The sequence below is a fragment of the Bacteroides cutis genome, assembly GCF_900241005.1.
Lineage (GTDB): Bacteria > Bacteroidota > Bacteroidia > Bacteroidales > Bacteroidaceae > Bacteroides > Bacteroides cutis.
Genome location: NZ_OEST01000002.1, coordinates 676,208 through 693,138, shown reverse-complemented (window position 1 = coordinate 693,138; position 16,931 = coordinate 676,208). Strand labels below are relative to the sequence as shown.

The following is a 16,931-nucleotide window of genomic DNA, read 5'->3' as shown; positions in this document are numbered from 1 at the left end:
TTTTATTATTTTATCCAGTTTCTGATACGTCGAATCGCCTCTACGCAATCTTCGTATTTACCGAAGGCAGTTAGACGGATATATCCTTCGCCACTTGGACCAAATCCCACACCGGGAGTTCCTACTACATTGGCTTCGTACAACATTTGCTCAAAAAAACGCCAGGAACTTGTACCATTAGGCGTTTTTAGCCAGATATAAGGAGCATTCACTCCACCGTACACTTTCAATTTCGCAGCTTCCAAACCTTCCTTCATCGTTCGGGCATTATTCATATAGTAATCAATCGTTTCTTTTATTTGTCTTCTGCCCTCAGGTGTGTAGATAGCTTCCGCAGCCCGTTGGGTGATGTAACTGGTTCCGTTGAACTTGGTGCACTGACGGCGGTTCCAGAGTTTGTTGAGCGGAATGCGTTCTCCTTCCAAAGTGGCAGCTGTCAGTTCTTTCGGCACTACGGTATATCCGCAACGGACTCCCGTAAATCCGGCAGTCTTCGAGAAACTGCGGAACTCGATGGCGCATTTCTTGGCTCCTTTTATTTCGTAGATGGAGTGGGGCACATCTTCTTCTTGGATAAATGCCTCGTAAGCGGCATCAAACAAGATGAGTGTATCATTTTCGAGTGCGTAATCCACCCATTTTTTCAGTTCAGGTTTGGTTAAGGTAGTACCCGTCGGGTTATTTGGGTAACAAAGATAAACAATATCGATACGTTTGTCTGGAATTTCCGGAATAAAATTGTTTTCGGCAGTGCAGGGTATATAGGTCACGTTACTCCATTTACCGTCTTTTTCCAATATTCCGGCGCGTCCGCACATTACGTTACTGTCAATATATACCGGATAGATGGGATCGGTTACCCCCACACTGTTATCATGGCGAAGAATATCTCCGACGTTCCCCGTGTCACTTTTGGCTCCATCGTTTATGAAGATCTCCGTTGAACTGAAGTGAATACCACGTGCCACATAATCGTGTTTAATGATAGCTTCAATCAAAAAATCATATCCCTGTTCCGGTCCGTAACCACGGAATGTCTTAGCATCGGCCATCTCTTCCACTGCCTTATGCATCGCTTCGATACAGACAGGTGGCAGTGGCCGGGTAACATCTCCGATACCCAGACGAATGACGTCTTGTTTGGAGTGTGTTATCCTGAAAGTATTTATCTTTTTAGCTATGTCTGAAAATAGATAACTACCCGGTAACTTTAAAAAATGTTCGTTAACTAATGCCATATTCTTTGTTGTTTTAAGTGTTCATCATTTTTCCTTTATCTCTGCTTCTCCTTCAAATACCTTTGTGGCTCTTCCAGTCATTAAAACATGTCCGGTTGCAATCTCCCATTCAATGAGAAGTGTACCTCCATCCATAATGATTTCCGTTTTTCGTCCTGATCGTCCTGTTTGACAAGCGGCTACAGCCGTGGCACAAGCTCCCGTACCGCAAGCTTGGGTTATTCCTGATCCCCGTTCCCATACACGCATTCTTATTCTGTCTTTTCCCAATATTTGTGCAAACTCCACATTGATTCGTTCCGGGAATAAAGAATGGTATTCCAGTTTAGGGCCTACGGAAGTTAAATCTATACGATTAATATCATCCACAAAAACAACCAGATGCGGATTTCCCATAGATACGGTGGTTCCGATAAGTCGTTCACCATTCACGGTAATAGGATGTTCTTTCATCGGTTTTGCTCCCATCCCATCATAGTCCACAAGTTCATTAGTCGGAATACCCATATCAACAGTCACAGTATTTACTTCACCATTTATTATGTGAAGTTTCAGGATTTTAATTCCTGATAAGGTATCAAGTGTTATTTCTGTCTTTTTTGTCAATCCATAATCAAAAACATATTTTCCGATACATCGGCTGGCATTGCCGCACATCATGGCTTCCGAACCATCAGCATTAAAAATACGCATGCTGAAGTCTGCTTTGGGAGAACGCCCGATAAGTACCAGACCGTCACTGCCAATTCCCGTATGCGGTACACTCCATCTTTTCGAAAGTTCTCCGGGATTTTCGATGGAGTATCGGGTAGTGTCTATATAAATGTAGTCATTTCCTTCGCCATGCATCTTGGTAAATCTTATACTTCTTGTCATTTTGTATTTTAACTTCTTGTTAATATATCTTTTTGCTTTATTTATGTGCAAATATACGACGTTTTGAAATATTTTTTTGCTAAACAGGTGCCTTATTTCTATTTGTTTATACTTATACTTTCATTCAATATAAATATAAGTCAATCATCTTTCAATTTAAAAGTTTATAACGGTCATATTTATATAAATTGTAATATCAACAAGAAAAATATCTGAAATAGATAAATAAAAATGTTCAGTAATTGGAGTTTTAGGTACTTATGAAAAGAATAAATCCGTTTCATCTGTGATAAAATGAAACGGATTTACCTGTTTTTACTGACTATATGTATCGCGATAAGTCAATCCTTCATTAATGTTTCTTCCAATAATATCGGTTCGTTGGTAGTGATAAAATCTACCTTATGATTGATGAGCCATTCCATATCCTTGACGTTATTTACAGTCCAAGCATTGACTTTCAGTCCTAAGTTATGACATTCTTTAATCCATTCGGGATGTTTTTTGAATACGCTGTAATGATAGTCGGGTCCGGTACATCCCCATTCTTTCAGTTCTTCCGGGGTGAGGTCTCCTTCCAAATAGTATACGGGGGTTCCTTGAGGCGCACGGCGGATAAACTCTTTAGTGGCGTGGCGGGAAAAGGTGATGTATTCCATACGATCTTCCAATCCCATATCTTTAACCATCTTTACAATACTTTCCACGGCGTGTGTTTCTTGTTCCGGAGTTTTATGGGCTTTCAGTTCAAGGATAAGGCGTGTTTTCAATCCTTTCGCTTTTTCAAGATATTGTTGCAGGGTAGGGAGCGGCTCGCCGTTATCCAGTATTACTGCCGTACACTCTTGGGTGGTAGATTTTTGCATATTTACACCTTTAAAGGTGGCGTCATGGTTCACTACCAACTGATTATCAGTAGTAAGCCATACGTCAAATTCGGTACCGTAGCAGCCAATGGAATCGGCTTTAACCAGTGATGCGATGGAGTTTTGCGCAGAACCATCGATTTTCCAAAAGCCACGATGAGCAATCACCTGAGTTTTCTGTGCTTGCATAGTACCGCATGCGGCAAGCACTAACGAGATAGAAAGAATAATTTTTCTTAAATTCATCATTATTAAAGTTTTGATATTTACTCTGTCAAAGATAATGGAAGCTTTGCAAATATAAAATAGATTGTCTGTTACGGTTTCAATAAATTAATGTAATTATGCATATGGTCGGTATATCATGAAGGTTTTTCCTATGAATATTTTTATTCATCATTATCAATATCTTTGTTACTAAGAAAAGACGTACGACTTGTACGTCATTTGTTTAACTCCTAAAGAAGAGAGTAGTAATATGCCTATTCCATATTTTGTGAGACAAAAGAAGAACTTTCTGAATAAAGCGAAGAGTGGATTGTGATATGCCGTTATCCGTAAAATTCAGAAGCGGAGCGAAGTGAATGAGAAAGAAATCGGAGAAATGGTGGCTATGCGCGGTGGTTTCAGCCGTGGAGTGGTCGAAGGGGGAAACGCCCGGTGAAGTGAAAGTCTCAAAAGTCTATTTTATGGCAAACAGGAATATGTTGTAAAGATTGAAAAAAGAGAAGTGTACCCGCATGCCCTTAAGCCGGTATTTACCTAAAGAACTTCTGTCGCCGGAATTACTGAAAGAAGAGACGGATATGGAAAAACTTGAAAACGGTGAGTTTTAAAATCCGTCTCTTGGCTTATTTCTCAGATTTAGGTATCAGTAGGCTTCTTTGTGTATTCCGGTAACAGCACGTCCGCTTGGGTCGTTCTTCCCTTGGAAGGAGGCATCCCATGAAAGCGCTTCGGCAGTGGAACAGGCTACACTAGGTACACTCGGTACGCTCAGGGCTGCATTTATACTGGGAAAGTGTTCTGCGAAAATAGTACGATAATAATACTCTTCTTTGTTTTGTGGAGTATGAATGGGGAAACGTTCTGCAGCATGTGCCATCTGTTCGTCGCTGACGGTAGCGGCAGTGATAGCTTTCAGGGTATCAATCCAAGAGTAGCCCACACCATCGGAAAATTGCTCCTTCTGTCGCCATGCCACGCTTTCAGGTAACAGGTCGGCAAAAGCTTTACGAACTATTTTCTTTTCAATCTCTTTGCCCGGACACATCTTGGTGATAGGATTGATACGCATGGCTACATCCAGAAATTCTTTGTCGAGGAACGGTACACGACCTTCCACACCCCAGGCAGCAAGACTCTTGTTGGCACGCAGACAGTCGTACATGTGCAATGTGGAAAGCTTGCGCACAGTCTCTTCGTGGAAGGCTTGCGGAGTGGGAGCCTTATGGAAATAGAGATAACCGCCGAAGACTTCGTCGGCTCCTTCACCGCTGAGCACCATTTTGATACCCATGCTTTTGATGACGCGTGCCAGCAGATACATCGGGGTAGAAGCCCTCACGGTAGTCACATCGTAAGTTTCGATGAAATAAATGACATCACGGATGGCATCCAGTCCTTCTTGGATGGTATAGTTTATTTCATGATGAACCGTACCGATGTATTGTGCCACTTCACGTGCTTTGAGCAGGTCGGGTGCTCCTTTCAGACCTACTGCGAAAGAGTGGAGTTGAGGCCACCAAGCATCGGATTTATTGTCCGTTTCAATACGTTTGGCGGCATATTTTTTGGCAATGGCAGAGATGACGGAAGAATCAAGTCCGCCGGATAACAGTACTCCGTAAGGTACATCAGACATGAGTTGCCGTTGTACGGCATCTTCAAGGGCATAACGTACGGCAGAGATCTGCATGTCATAGGTTTTACGGTTGATAGCGGTGGAAGAGGTATTGTATTCGGTGACAGGGATATAGTTATCCTTCACATTTTGGTAGTCCATCCAGTCCCGGGTGTACCAACGGTGCATTTTTCCTTCACGTCCCCAATAGTAGTGACCCGGAAGAAAAGGTTTATATTCGTCGCAGAAACCTTCGAGTGCTTTCAGTTCGCTACCGAAATAGATATGGCCTTCTTTATCTTTTCCTATATATAAAGGTATAACACCGATAGGATCACGGGCAATCAGATAATCGTCCGTCTCTTCGTCATAGAGGGCGAAAGCAAAGATACCGTTCAATTCTTCGAGGAAGTGAATACCTTTGTCTTTGTAGAGGGCGAGAATGACCTCACAGTCCGAACCTGTCTGAAAGGCATATTTACCTGAATAACGTGCACGGATTTCGCGGTGATTGTATATCTCACCGTTGACGGCAAGAATTTGTTTACGATCCGGCGAGTACAGAGGTTGTCCTCCAGATTGAGGGTCAACGATGGATAGACGTTCGTGTGCCAGGATGGTTGAACCGCCTACGTAAATACCGCTCCAATCCGGTCCGCGATGACGAATTTTCTGCGCCATCTTGAGCGCCTTGTTTCTCAACTCTTGAGTTTGATATTGTATGTTGAAGATACCTGTTATTCCACACATGATATTATTAAGTATAAAGTATAAGATATAAAAAAATGATCGGGTTATTATTAAGAGAGATATTTGTCTATCTCTGCCGCTACCTTGCGTCCGTCTGCCAGTGCACGTACTACAAGACTGGTACCATTGGCAGCGTCACCGGCAATAAATACATTTTCGGGGAGTTGTGGATGTTCCGGTTTCAGGAAACCCATGGCGAGCAGTACCATATCGGTTTCTATTATTTCTTTCTTCCCTGTAGGTTTCATGGTAGGGCGGTTATCGCTTTTTTCCGAAAACCATTCCACTTCTTCCACTTCTACACCACAAACCTTGCCGTTCTTACCGATAAACCGGTTGGAGGCCAATGACCAGCGACGGGTGCAACCTTCTTCGTGACTGCTGGTGGTTTTCAACACCACGGGCCATTGCGGCCAAGGAGTGGCATCATTATGCCCTACAGGGGGCTGAGGCATGATTTCAATTTGAGTTACGCTCGTGGCTCCTTGACGGATACTTGTACCGATGCAGTCCGAACCGGTATCTCCGCCACCGATAACGAGTACTTGTTTACCTTTTGCATTGACAAGATCTTCTTTAGAGAATGTTTCTCCGTCGAGAATACGGTTTTGCTGTGATAGCATATCAAGTGCAAAGTAGATACCTTTCAACTCACGACCGGAAATGGTCAGATCGCGGGCTATAGGGGTTCCGGTACAGACAGCGTATGCATCGAAACCTGTGGGTAGTTTTTGTATATCAATATGGGTACCCATTTCAAACCGGATACCTTCGGCTCTCAATACATTCATACGGCGATCTATCACTTCCTTAGGAAGTTTAAAGTTGGGAATGCCGTAACGAAGCAGTCCACCTGGCATGGGCTTACTGTCGAATATTGTGACCTCGTAACCACGGATATTCAGTTGCACGGCAACGCTCAATCCGGCAGGACCTGCGCCGATAACGGCTACTTTTCTCCCATTGCGCTTGGGACGGAAAGGTACGATATATTCCTCGCGAAAAGCGGCTTCAGCAATGGCAGCCTCATTCTCGCGTATAGTAACCGGAGAATTGCAGGAGAGTTTTAGTATACACGATTTTTCACAGAGGGCTGGACAGATACGTCCCGTAAATTCGGGAAAGTCGTTCGTTTCGTTCAGTACTTGATAGGCTTCACGCCATTTCCCTTTATAGAGCGCGTCCTGAAACTCTGGTTGCTTGTTGCCTAACGGGCATGACCAATGACAGAATGGTACACCACAGTCCATACACCGTGATGCCTGGAGTTTGCGATCATGACTGTTTAGCGTCTGTTCTACTTGACTGAAATCGGTGATACGTTCGTGTATCGGACGATAACCCGCTTCCTGGCGCGGGATATTTAGAAATGCTTTTGGATCTCCCATGATGATTTACGATTGAAATTAGCTTATTGACATTTGTGATTTATCATAACTCAGTAGTCACGTTGCATATCTGCAATTTTCTGTTGCAACTTCTTCATTTGTTCTTCTTGCAATACCTTTTTGTATTCGATGGGGACTACCTGAATGAATTGGTCTACATAGTGTGTCCAGTCATCAAGCATGGTACGTGCCAGTTTGGAACCGGTGTAGAGATAATGCTGACGGATCAGTTCATGCAGTTCCTTACGATAAGAAGCCTCTTCGATGAGACTCAGTTCTACCATCTCCATGTTGCAGAAGTAGTCGAAATTATTTTCTTTGTTCCATACGTATGCCACGCCTCCGGACATACCTGCGGCGAAGTTTCGTCCTGTTTGTCCAAGAACGACCACGCGGCCACCGGTCATGTACTCGCAACAATGGTCGCCTACACCCTCTACCACAGCAATTGCACCGGAGTTGCGGACAGCGAAACGCTCGCCTACACGACCGTTGATGTAAACCTCGCCACTGGTAGCACCGTAGAGAATGGTATTACCTGCAATTGTATTTTTCTCCGCATCAAAGTTACTGCGGACCGGAGGAAGTACAGCGATGCGTCCACCGCTCAACCCCTTTCCCAAATAGTCGTTTGCTTCACCTTCCAGCTTGAAGTTGACACCCGTAACAAGGAAAGCGCCGAAACTCTGTCCGGCAGATCCCTTGAACTTGATGTTTAATGTATGTTCTGGTAGTCCGTCGGCTCCATATTTTGCGGCGATGGCTCCAGAAAGCATGGCACCGCAAGCACGATCGGTATTGGCAATGGTATATTCCAGGGAAATCTCTTTTTGATTTTCTAGAGCTTCGGCGGCGTGCAATATCTCTACGTCTTTGACATGGTCGATACCGTGTTGCTGGTCGATGATGTGACGGATAGCTGCTTCGTTGTTAATGCGTGCCAGTACTTTGTCAAAAGTAATCAACTGGTGTTTCTTTACGTTGTCATTGGGTTTACGAACGATCAAATCCGTACGTCCTATAATATCTTCCATTCTCTTCACGCCGATTTCCGCTAGATATTCACGTACTTCTTGTGCCAGAAAGGTGAAATAATTTACAAGGTATTCGCTACGTCCCATAAAACGTTTACGAAGTTCGGAATTTTGAGTGGCTACACCTACCGGACAAGTATTCTGATTACATTTACGCATCATTACGCAACCCAACACGATGAGGGCTGCAGTGGCGAAACCATATTCTTCGGCACCGAGCATTGCCATCAATACCACATCGCGTCCGGTTTTCAGTTGTCCGTCTACTTGCAGCAATACTTGCCCACGCAGGCCGTTTAGTACTAAGGTCTGTTGCGCCTCACTCAGGCCGAGTTCGGGAGAGATACCGGCATAGCGGATACTCGATGCGGGTGATGCACCCGTACCACCTTCTGCGCCGGAAATGACGATAAGATCTGCTTTTGCTTTTGCTACACCTGCTGCAATGGTACCTACGCCGCTTTCGGCTACCAGTTTCACACTGATTTTAGCTTTCGGGTTGACATTCTTCAGGTCGAAGATAAGTTGTGCCAGATCTTCAATGGAATAAATATCGTGATGAGGTGGGGGAGATATCAGTGATATACCCGGAATGGAGTGGCGTGTTTTGGCAATCACCTGATCTACTTTGAACCCCGGTAACTGACCACCTTCACCGGGCTTGGCTCCTTGGGCAATCTTGATTTGTATTTCATCTGCATTCACCAGATATTCGGTAGTCACACCGAAACGTCCCGATGCTACCTGTTTGATAGCAGAGCGCATATTTGTACTGAAACGTGCTGCATCTTCGCCCCCTTCACCTGTATTGCTACGTCCGTGTAACTTATTCATGGCAAAGGCTATTGCTTCGTGAGCTTCCTGACTGATAGCCCCGAAAGACATGGCACCCGTGACGAAACGTTTCAAAATACTCTCTACCGGTTCTACCTTGTCAATGGAAATGGGATTGTGGCGGAAGTCGAAAAAATCACGCAGAAAGATAGGTTTTTCCTTTTCATCTACCAACTTGGTAAACTCCTTGAACTTCTTATAACTTCCCAACCGCGTAGCCAATTGTAGCGTACTGATAGTCTCCGGGTTCCAGGCGTGTTGTTCACCATCCTTACGGAAGGAGTATAATCCTCTGTTCGGCAATAATGCTGCTTCACCTTTATTTTCTAATACTTCGTTCTTGATTATTTCTTTTCCTTCATTGTGAAAAGCAATGGCATCTTGTGCTACCTCGTCGAGACGGATACCGCCGATAGCAGATTTCAGTCCGCCGAAGTAGGTGTTACTCAATTCTTCACTTAATCCGATAGCTTCGAATATTTTTGCTCCACGATAGGAACGGATGGTACTGATACCCATTTTGCTCATTACTTTGAACAGGCCTTTACAGATGGCTTTGATGTAGTTTTTCTCTGCTGTGGCATAGTCAAGCTGTATTTCCTTGTCGGTTACCAGTTTGTCGAGTACGGCGAATGCCATATAAGGATTTAATGCACTGGCACCAAAACCCAGTAACAGCGCGGCATGCATCACTTCGCGTATTTCTCCACTTTCTACTACTAGTGCAGTTTGTACACGTTTGCCTACCGAAATGAGATGGTGATGTACGGCAGACACAGCAAGTAGTGAAGGAATGGCGGCATGTGTGGCATCTACGTCACGGTCGGTCAGCACAATATAGTTCACACCCTCTGTTACGGAATTCTCGGCGAGTTTACATAGTTCCGCAAGTGATTCCTGTAATCCGGAACGCCCTTTGGAAGCTTCAAACAACATTGGTAATTTTATGGTTTTGAAGCCTTTATAACGGATGTTGCAAAGTAAGTCTAACTGTGTATTAGTCAGTATCGGATGGTTCAGGCGCACCATTTTGCAGTGGCTTTCGTTGGGGGTCAGAATATTCATACCTACGGCACCGATATATTCCGTCAGGGACATCACGAGCTCCTCCCGGATAGGGTCGATAGGAGGGTTCGTTACTTGGGCGAATTGCTGGCGGAAGTAATTATATAACAATTGTGGTTTATCGGAAAGTATGGCAAGTGGTGTATCGTTACCCATGGCACTGACGGGTTCGGCACCATTGCTTGCCATCGGCATGATGATTTTTTCTATATCTTCTTTGGAGAAGCCGAAAGTACGTAGCATACTGCCATAATGCTTCACGCTGTGAGGAACTTTACGTCCGCTTTTCAATTCGTTCAGTTCGATACGATTACCGGCAAGCCAAGTACGATAAGGTTTGGCTTCGGCAAGCTGTTTTTTCAATTCTCCGTCATAATATATTTTACCTTTCTCAGTATCAACCAATAAAATTTTACCAGGTTGCAAGCGTCCTTTTTCTTTGATGTCTCCCGGTTCGAAATCCATTACGCCGACTTCACTTGCCACTACCATCATGTCGCTCTTGGTGATGAGGTAACGTGCGGGACGCAGACCGTTACGATCGAGCATACCGCCGGCATACCGTCCGTCACTGAAAAGTAACGCTGCCGGACCATCCCATGGTTCCATTAGGATGGAATGATATTCATAGAAGGCTTTCAAGTCTTCGCTGATAGGGTTCTTTTCGTTGAAAGATTCTGGTATAAGCATCGCCATGGCATGTGGCAGGCTCAATCCCGACATTACAAGAAACTCCAATACATTATCTAATGAGGCACTATCGCTCATGCCTGGCTGAATGAGGGGACGCAGTTCCTTGATGTCGCCAAGTGTGGGAGTGGAGAGCACGCTTTCACGAGCTTCCATCCATCCGCGATTACCACGGATGGTATTGATTTCTCCATTGTGTGCCAACAGGCGGAATGGCTGAGCCAGTCCCCAAGTGGGGAAAGTGTTGGTACTGAAGCGAGAGTGTACCAATGCCAATCCACTGGTGAAATAATTGTTAGTCAGGTCAGGGAAATAGGTACGCAATTGTAAGGAAGACAACATACCTTTGTAGATAATATTTTTTGTCGATAGTGACACGATATAGAAATATTCCCGTGTAGGGATGTCCGACCGGTATATTTTATTTTCTATCCTTTTTCTTATTATATAAAGTTTACGGTCGGCGGTCTCGCTTTCCATGAATCCGGTAATGAAGATTTGTTTGATGTCCGGTTCATTGGCAAGTGCGGTTTCACCTAATATTTCAGGACACGTTGGTACGTTCCGCAGGTGCATCAGAGTTAGTCCTTCCTTTTCTATTTCTTCGATGATGACACTCAATATGGCCGCTTGGGCTTTCTCATCCTTAGGGAGGAATAACAGTCCCGTACCGTACTTGCCTTTTTCGGGAACCGGTATACCTTGTAGCAGAATAAATTCGTGTGGTATCTGTAACATAATGCCGGCACCGTCTCCGGTTTTATTATCGGCACCTTCTGCTCCACGATGACGCATGTTCTCCAATACCTTCAGTGCAGACTCCACTAGTTCGTGCGATTTACCTCCGCAGATGTTTACCAACATACCTACACCACACGCATCGTGTTCGTATGATGCATTGTATAGACCCAACTCTTTGGGCTGTCTTTGTCCGGGCTTTTCTTTTCTTTTGTTGTTAAAAAGATTTTCTTTTCTCATCTTTTACTTTCTTTATTTCTGTATTATGTTTATTCTTTTGTCATAATGTTCGGCAAAAATAAACAATTAATTTCAAAATGATATTTCTTAAATAGGTTTCTATCATATTAAATGTATCTTCTGTTTGGGTTGATTATAATTTGAAAGAAAATATCAGGTGTTTCTTCTAATCTAAAATAAAATGTATTTTTTTGCTTTTAATTTATAAATTCATCTTTTTGCTTTTAAAATAATATATTCTTTAACGTTTTGATATTAAAATAACTTTTTTCTATTCTTTTGATAAATAAAATGGAGAAAGGTAAACTTTATGTTCTAAATAATATGTATCTTTGTATCGCAAAACCAAATATTGATACATTATGTGTGGAATAGTAGGCTATATAGGTCAAAGAAAAGCCTATCCCATCCTTATCAAAGGTTTGAAGCGGTTAGAGTACCGTGGATACGATAGTGCAGGGGTAGCATTGATCAGTGATAATCAGCAGTTGAATGTGTATAAAGCGAAAGGTAAGGTTTCGGAACTTGAAGCATTCGCTGTCCAAAAAGATATTTCCGGAAACATTGGTATTGCACACACACGCTGGGCTACGCACGGAGAACCTTGTTCTGTTAATGCCCATCCCCATTATTCCTCTTCCAAGCGTTTAGCTCTCATTCATAACGGCATCATTGAAAACTACGCCGTTCTCAAAGAAAAACTTCAAACTAAAGGTTATACATTTCAAAGTAATACGGATACTGAAGTATTGGTACAACTTATAGAATATATCCAGATAACCAATCAGATTGATTTGTTGACGGCTGTGCAATTGTCTTTGCAGGAAGTTATCGGTGCATACGCTGTTGCAGTACTTGACAAGGAACAACCCGATGAAATTATAGCTGCGCGCAAAAGCAGTCCGCTAGTGGTAGGAATAGGAGAGAATGAGTTTTTTTTGGCTTCCGATGCAACGCCTATCGTAGAATATACAGATAAGGTGGTCTACCTGGAAGATGAAGAAATAGCTGTTATCCATCGCGATGAACCGCTGAGAGTGGTAAACCTGAAGAATATGGAATGCTCTCATAAGGTAAAGACTGTTTCTATGAATCTCGGTCAGTTGGAGAAAGGAGGGTATAAGCATTTCATGTTGAAAGAAATCTATGAACAACCCAATTGTATTCACGACTGCATGCGCGGACGCATTAATGTGGAGAGTACGAACGTTGTACTTTCAGCTGTGATTGATTATAGACAACGGTTACTGGATGCTAAACGTTTTATTATCGTGGCTTGCGGAACCTCCTGGCATGCAGCTCTTATAGGTAAGCATCTGATAGAGAGTTTTTGTCGCATTTCAGTGGAAGTGGAGTATGCTAGTGAGTTTCGTTATCGTGACCCTGTTATTGGCGGTAGTGATGTGGTGATTGCCATTTCACAAAGCGGTGAAACTGCTGATACGCTGGCTGCCATAGAACTAGCCAAAAGCCGTGGAGCATTTATATATGGTATATGCAATGCCGTCGGTTCTAGTATCTCCCGTGCCACACATACGGGTTCATATATCCACGTGGGACCGGAAATTGGGGTAGCGTCTACCAAAGCCTTTACGGGACAGGTCACGGTACTCATTATGTTGGCACTGACGCTCGCCCGTGAGAAACAAACGATTGATGAAGCGAAATACCTTACGATTGTTCATGAATTAAGACAAATTCCCGATAAAATGAAAGAGGTCTTGAAACTGGATGACCGTATTGCGGAACTCTCCAAAATTTTCACATATGCGCATAATTTCATCTATCTGGGACGTGGATATTCTTATCCTGTAGCTTTGGAAGGGGCATTGAAACTGAAAGAAATCTCATATATCCATGCCGAAGGATATCCTGCCGCTGAGATGAAACACGGTCCCATCGCTTTGGTAGATGCTGAAATGCCGGTAGTGGTCATTGCCACGCAAAATGGATTATACGAAAAAGTATTGAGCAATATACAGGAGATTAAGGCGCGTAAAGGTAAGGTGATAGCTGTCGTGACGAGAGGAGATACGGTTATCAGTAAAATAGCAGATATCTGTATCGAACTTCCTGGAACAATAGAGTGCCTTGACCCGTTAATAACTACAGTACCTCTGCAATTACTAGCCTATCATATTGCTGTATGTAAAGGAATGGACGTAGATCAGCCGAGAAACCTTGCCAAATCGGTGACAGTGGAATAATTGAAAGAAAGATGATGTGTATATTTTCAATAGATGACACATTTGATATAAACAGATAATTCGTAATTAGTCATTAGTAAATAGATAGATGGAACAACTGAAGCATGAATGTGGCGTTGCCATGATACGCCTGCTGAAACCACTGGAGTACTACGAGCGGAAGTACGGTACATGGATGTATGGGCTGAACAAGCTTTATCTCTTGATGGAAAAACAACACAATCGCGGGCAAGAAGGTGCCGGACTGGCATGTGTAAAGCTGGAAGCCAATCCTGGTGAGGAATATATGTTTCGTGAACGTGCTCTCGGTTCTGGTGCTATTACCGAAATATTCGGTACGGTGCAGAGTCATTTTAAAGATCTCACAAAGGAACAACTACATGATGCAGACTATGCTAAGCGTATGCTACCTTTTGCTGGAGAAATATATATGGGACACCTGCGCTATTCTACTACCGGAAAGTCCGGCATATCTTATGTGCATCCATTTCTCCGCAGAAACAATTGGCGTGCTAAGAATCTTGCTTTGTGCGGTAACTTCAATTTGACGAATGTGGATGAGATCTTTGCGCGTATTACAGCCATTGGGCAGCATCCCCGTAAGTATGCTGATACATATATCATGTTGGAACAGGTGGGACACCGCCTTGACCGTGAAGTGGAGCGTCTCTTTAACCTTGCAGAAGCGGAGGGGTTGACAGGTATGGATGTCACTCACTATATTGAAGATCATATCGACCTTGCCAATGTCTTGCGGACTTCGAGTAAAGAGTGGGACGGAGGGTATGTGATGTGCGGGCTTACCGGAAGTGGCGAAACTTTCGTTGTCCGTGACCCATGGGGGATTCGTCCGGCATTTTGGTATCAAGATGATGAGGTTGCGGTACTTGCCAGTGAACGTCCCGTGATACAGACTGCTTTCAATGTATCCATTGAAGCCATCAAAGAATTGCAGCCGGGACAAGCGATGTTCATCAATAAGGCGGGAAAATTGCGTACTGTGCAGATTAACAAACCACGTGAAGTGAAACCTTGTTCGTTTGAACGTATCTATTTTAGTCGTGGTAGCGATGTGGATATCTATAGGGAACGTAAACTATTAGGTGAGAAGTTAGTGCCTAACATATTGAAAGCCATTAATAACGATGTAGATCATTCTGTGTTTTCTTTCATTCCCAATACGGCGGAAGTTGCCTTTTACGGAATGTTGCAAGGGCTGGATGATTATCTCAATCAGGAAAAAGTTCAGCAGATTTCCGCTTTGGGGCATAATCCCAATCATGATGAACTGGAGCGTATTCTATCTCGACGGATACGAAGTGAAAAGGTGGCTATTAAAGATATCAAGTTACGTACGTTTATCGCTGAAGGCAATAGTCGTAATGACCTTGCCACTCATGTGTATGATATCACTTACGGCAGTCTTGTGCCCGGAGTCGATAATCTCGTTATTATTGATGACTCGATAGTGCGCGGAACTACTTTGAAACAAAGTATTATCGGCATCCTTGATCGTCTGAACCCGAAAAAAATAGTGATTGTAAGTTCCTCTCCACAAGTACGCTATCCTGACTATTATGGTATAGACATGGCAAAGATGAGTGAGTTTATCGCCTTCAAAGCTGCCATCGAGTTACTGAAAGAACGTGATATGCGGGATGTTATTGCCGCTGCTTATCGTAAGTCTAAGGAACAGGTTGGTTTACCTAAGGAGCAGATGGTGAATTATGTAAAGGAAATCTATGCTCCTTTTACAGATGAAGAAGTTTCTGCTAAGATGGTGGAGTTACTTACCCCGAAAGGTACGAAAGCTAAAGTACAGATTGTTTATCAACCCCTTGAAGGTTTGCATGAGGCTTGTCCAAAACATCAGGGTGATTGGTACTTCAGTGGAGATTATCCTACTCCGGGAGGGGTGAAACTGCTGAATGAAGCGTTTATTAATTATATAGAACAAGTTTATCAATTCTAAATATGAGAAATGTAACTCTAATCCTTGACGACGGGAGCCGTTTCCACGGTAAGTCGTTCGGCTATGAAAAGCCGGTGGCGGGAGAGGTCGTTTTCAATACGGCCATGTCAGGATATCCCGAAAGCCTGACCGACCCCTCATATGCCGGACAGTTGATGACTCTTACTTATCCTTTGGTGGGTAATTATGGGGTGCCGCCGTATACTATTGAATCGAATGGATTGGCTACTTTCATGGAAAGTGAATGTATTCATGCCGAAGCTATTATTGTAAGCGATTACTCGGAGAATTACAGTCATTGGAATGCAGTGGAAAGTTTGGGCGATTGGCTCAGGCGTGAACAAGTGCCCGGTATTACAGGTATCGATACACGTGAACTGACCAAAGTGCTGCGTGAACATGGGGTAATGATGGGGAAGATTATATTTGACGATGATCCTGACAATATACCCGACGCAGCTTATGCCGGCGTGAACTATGTAGATAAAGTAAGTTGTAAAGAGGTGGTCCGATATAATGAAGGTAAGGATAAGAAGAAAGTCCTTCTCTTGGATTGCGGAGTGAAAACCAACATCATCCGTTGTCTACTGAAACGGAATGTGGAAGTAATCCGTGTACCCTGGAACTATGATTTCAATGGATTGGACTTCAACGGCTTGTTTATCTCCAACGGTCCTGGTGATCCGGATACTTGTGATGAGGCTGTACAGAATATCCGTAAAACGATGAAAAACGAGAAACTCCCCATTTTCGGTATTTGTATGGGTAATCAGTTACTGGGCAAAGCCGGAGGAGCAAAGATATACAAATTGAAATATGGTCATCGCAGCCATAACCAGCCGGTACGTATGGTAGGTACGGAACGTTGCTTCATTACCTCTCAAAATCATGGCTATGCGGTTGACAACAATACATTGAGCGAGGATTGGGAACCACTTTTTATTAATATGAATGATGGTTCCAATGAAGGTATCAGGCACAAACGTAACCCATGGTTTTCTGCACAGTTCCATCCGGAGGCTGCCAGTGGGCCAACGGATACGGAGTTTCTGTTTGACGAGTTTGTGAAACTGTTATAATAATTTTGACCGGTATCAAAAAGTCGTTTGATATATGTCATAATTCCGTTTGATGTACATTAAAATAGATTTTGATACCTGTGAAAACAGATTATTGATATAATCAATTTA

10 protein-coding genes are annotated in these 16,931 nt (G+C 43.4%); 4 read left to right on the top strand and 6 right to left on the bottom strand.

Annotated features, from left to right (window positions below; all coding sequences use genetic code 11):
• Positions 1–5 precede the first annotated feature (5 nt).
• The 3 genes from C1A09_RS07000 to C1A09_RS06990 all read right to left on the bottom strand — a co-directional run bounded on the left by C1A09_RS07000 (position 6) and on the right by C1A09_RS06990 (position 3,226).
• Positions 6–1,238: an LL-diaminopimelate aminotransferase gene (locus C1A09_RS07000; protein WP_101542933.1), complete on the bottom strand. Its 1,233-nt coding sequence runs from the start codon at positions 1,236–1,238 to the stop codon at positions 6–8.
• Positions 1,239–1,262: 24 nt separating this feature from the next.
• Positions 1,263–2,114: a diaminopimelate epimerase gene (gene dapF, locus C1A09_RS06995; RefSeq protein WP_101542932.1), complete on the bottom strand. Its 852-nt coding sequence runs from the start codon at positions 2,112–2,114 to the stop codon at positions 1,263–1,265.
• A 341-nt stretch (positions 2,115–2,455) separates the two neighbouring features.
• Positions 2,456–3,226, bottom strand: coding sequence for a glycerophosphodiester phosphodiesterase family protein (locus C1A09_RS06990; protein ID WP_101543007.1), 771 nt, complete (start codon positions 3,224–3,226; stop codon positions 2,456–2,458).
• A 338-nt stretch (positions 3,227–3,564) separates the two neighbouring features.
• Between C1A09_RS06990 and C1A09_RS16635 the strand changes: the two genes are divergently transcribed.
• Positions 3,565–3,693: a hypothetical protein gene (locus tag C1A09_RS16635; RefSeq protein WP_255419806.1), complete on the top strand. Its 129-nt coding sequence runs from the start codon at positions 3,565–3,567 to the stop codon at positions 3,691–3,693.
• Positions 3,694–3,851: 158 nt separating this feature from the next.
• Here the strand turns inward: C1A09_RS16635 and asnB are convergent, their stop codons facing one another.
• The 3 genes from asnB to gltB are packed head-to-tail and all read right to left on the bottom strand — an operon-like array spanning position 3,852 to position 11,562.
• The gene (asnB, locus tag C1A09_RS06985) at positions 3,852–5,573 is read right to left on the bottom strand and encodes an asparagine synthase B (RefSeq protein ID WP_101542931.1); all 1,722 of its coding nucleotides are present in this window, start codon (positions 5,571–5,573) and stop codon (positions 3,852–3,854) included.
• A 50-nt stretch (positions 5,574–5,623) separates the two neighbouring features.
• Complete coding sequence (locus C1A09_RS06980; protein ID WP_101542930.1) at positions 5,624–6,961, bottom strand: glutamate synthase subunit beta; 1,338 nt, start codon at positions 6,959–6,961, stop codon at positions 5,624–5,626.
• 50 nt (positions 6,962–7,011) lie between these two features.
• Positions 7,012–11,562, bottom strand: coding sequence for a glutamate synthase large subunit (gene gltB / locus C1A09_RS06975; RefSeq protein ID WP_101542929.1), 4,551 nt, complete (start codon positions 11,560–11,562; stop codon positions 7,012–7,014).
• Between the two features lie 362 nt (positions 11,563–11,924).
• On the opposite strand from gltB, the gene glmS reads away from it, so the two are divergent.
• From glmS to carA, 3 genes are all read left to right on the top strand, one after another.
• Positions 11,925–13,769: a glutamine--fructose-6-phosphate transaminase (isomerizing) gene (glmS, locus tag C1A09_RS06970; RefSeq protein ID WP_101542928.1), complete on the top strand. Its 1,845-nt coding sequence runs from the start codon at positions 11,925–11,927 to the stop codon at positions 13,767–13,769.
• 88 nt (positions 13,770–13,857) lie between these two features.
• A complete protein-coding gene (locus C1A09_RS06965; RefSeq protein ID WP_101542927.1) occupies positions 13,858–15,741 on the top strand; it encodes an amidophosphoribosyltransferase in 1,884 nt (627 codons plus the stop codon).
• A gap of 2 nt (positions 15,742–15,743) precedes the next feature.
• Entirely contained in the window at positions 15,744–16,820 is a 1,077-nt protein-coding gene (gene carA / locus C1A09_RS06960; protein WP_101542926.1) for a glutamine-hydrolyzing carbamoyl-phosphate synthase small subunit, read from the top strand.
• Positions 16,821–16,931 lie beyond the last annotated feature (111 nt).

Bases quoted from the DNA above. Each gene is read 5' to 3' on its own strand.
- C1A09_RS07000 (WP_101542933.1), bottom strand. From the start codon at position 1,238: ATGGCATTAGTTAACGAACATTTTTTAAAGTTACCGGGTAGTTATCTA.
- dapF (WP_101542932.1), bottom strand. From the start codon at position 2,114: ATGACAAGAAGTATAAGATTTACCAAGATGCATGGCGAAGGAAATGAC.
- C1A09_RS06990 (WP_101543007.1), bottom strand. From the start codon at position 3,226: ATGAATTTAAGAAAAATTATTCTTTCTATCTCGTTAGTGCTTGCCGCA.
- C1A09_RS16635 (WP_255419806.1), top strand. From the start codon at position 3,565: ATGAGAAAGAAATCGGAGAAATGGTGGCTATGCGCGGTGGTTTCAGCC.
- asnB (WP_101542931.1), bottom strand. From the start codon at position 5,573: ATGTGTGGAATAACAGGTATCTTCAACATACAATATCAAACTCAAGAG.
- C1A09_RS06980 (WP_101542930.1), bottom strand. From the start codon at position 6,961: ATGGGAGATCCAAAAGCATTTCTAAATATCCCGCGCCAGGAAGCGGGT.
- gltB (WP_101542929.1), bottom strand. From the start codon at position 11,562: ATGAGAAAAGAAAATCTTTTTAACAACAAAAGAAAAGAAAAGCCCGGA.
- glmS (WP_101542928.1), top strand. From the start codon at position 11,925: ATGTGTGGAATAGTAGGCTATATAGGTCAAAGAAAAGCCTATCCCATC.
- C1A09_RS06965 (WP_101542927.1), top strand. From the start codon at position 13,858: ATGGAACAACTGAAGCATGAATGTGGCGTTGCCATGATACGCCTGCTG.
- carA (WP_101542926.1), top strand. From the start codon at position 15,744: ATGAGAAATGTAACTCTAATCCTTGACGACGGGAGCCGTTTCCACGGT.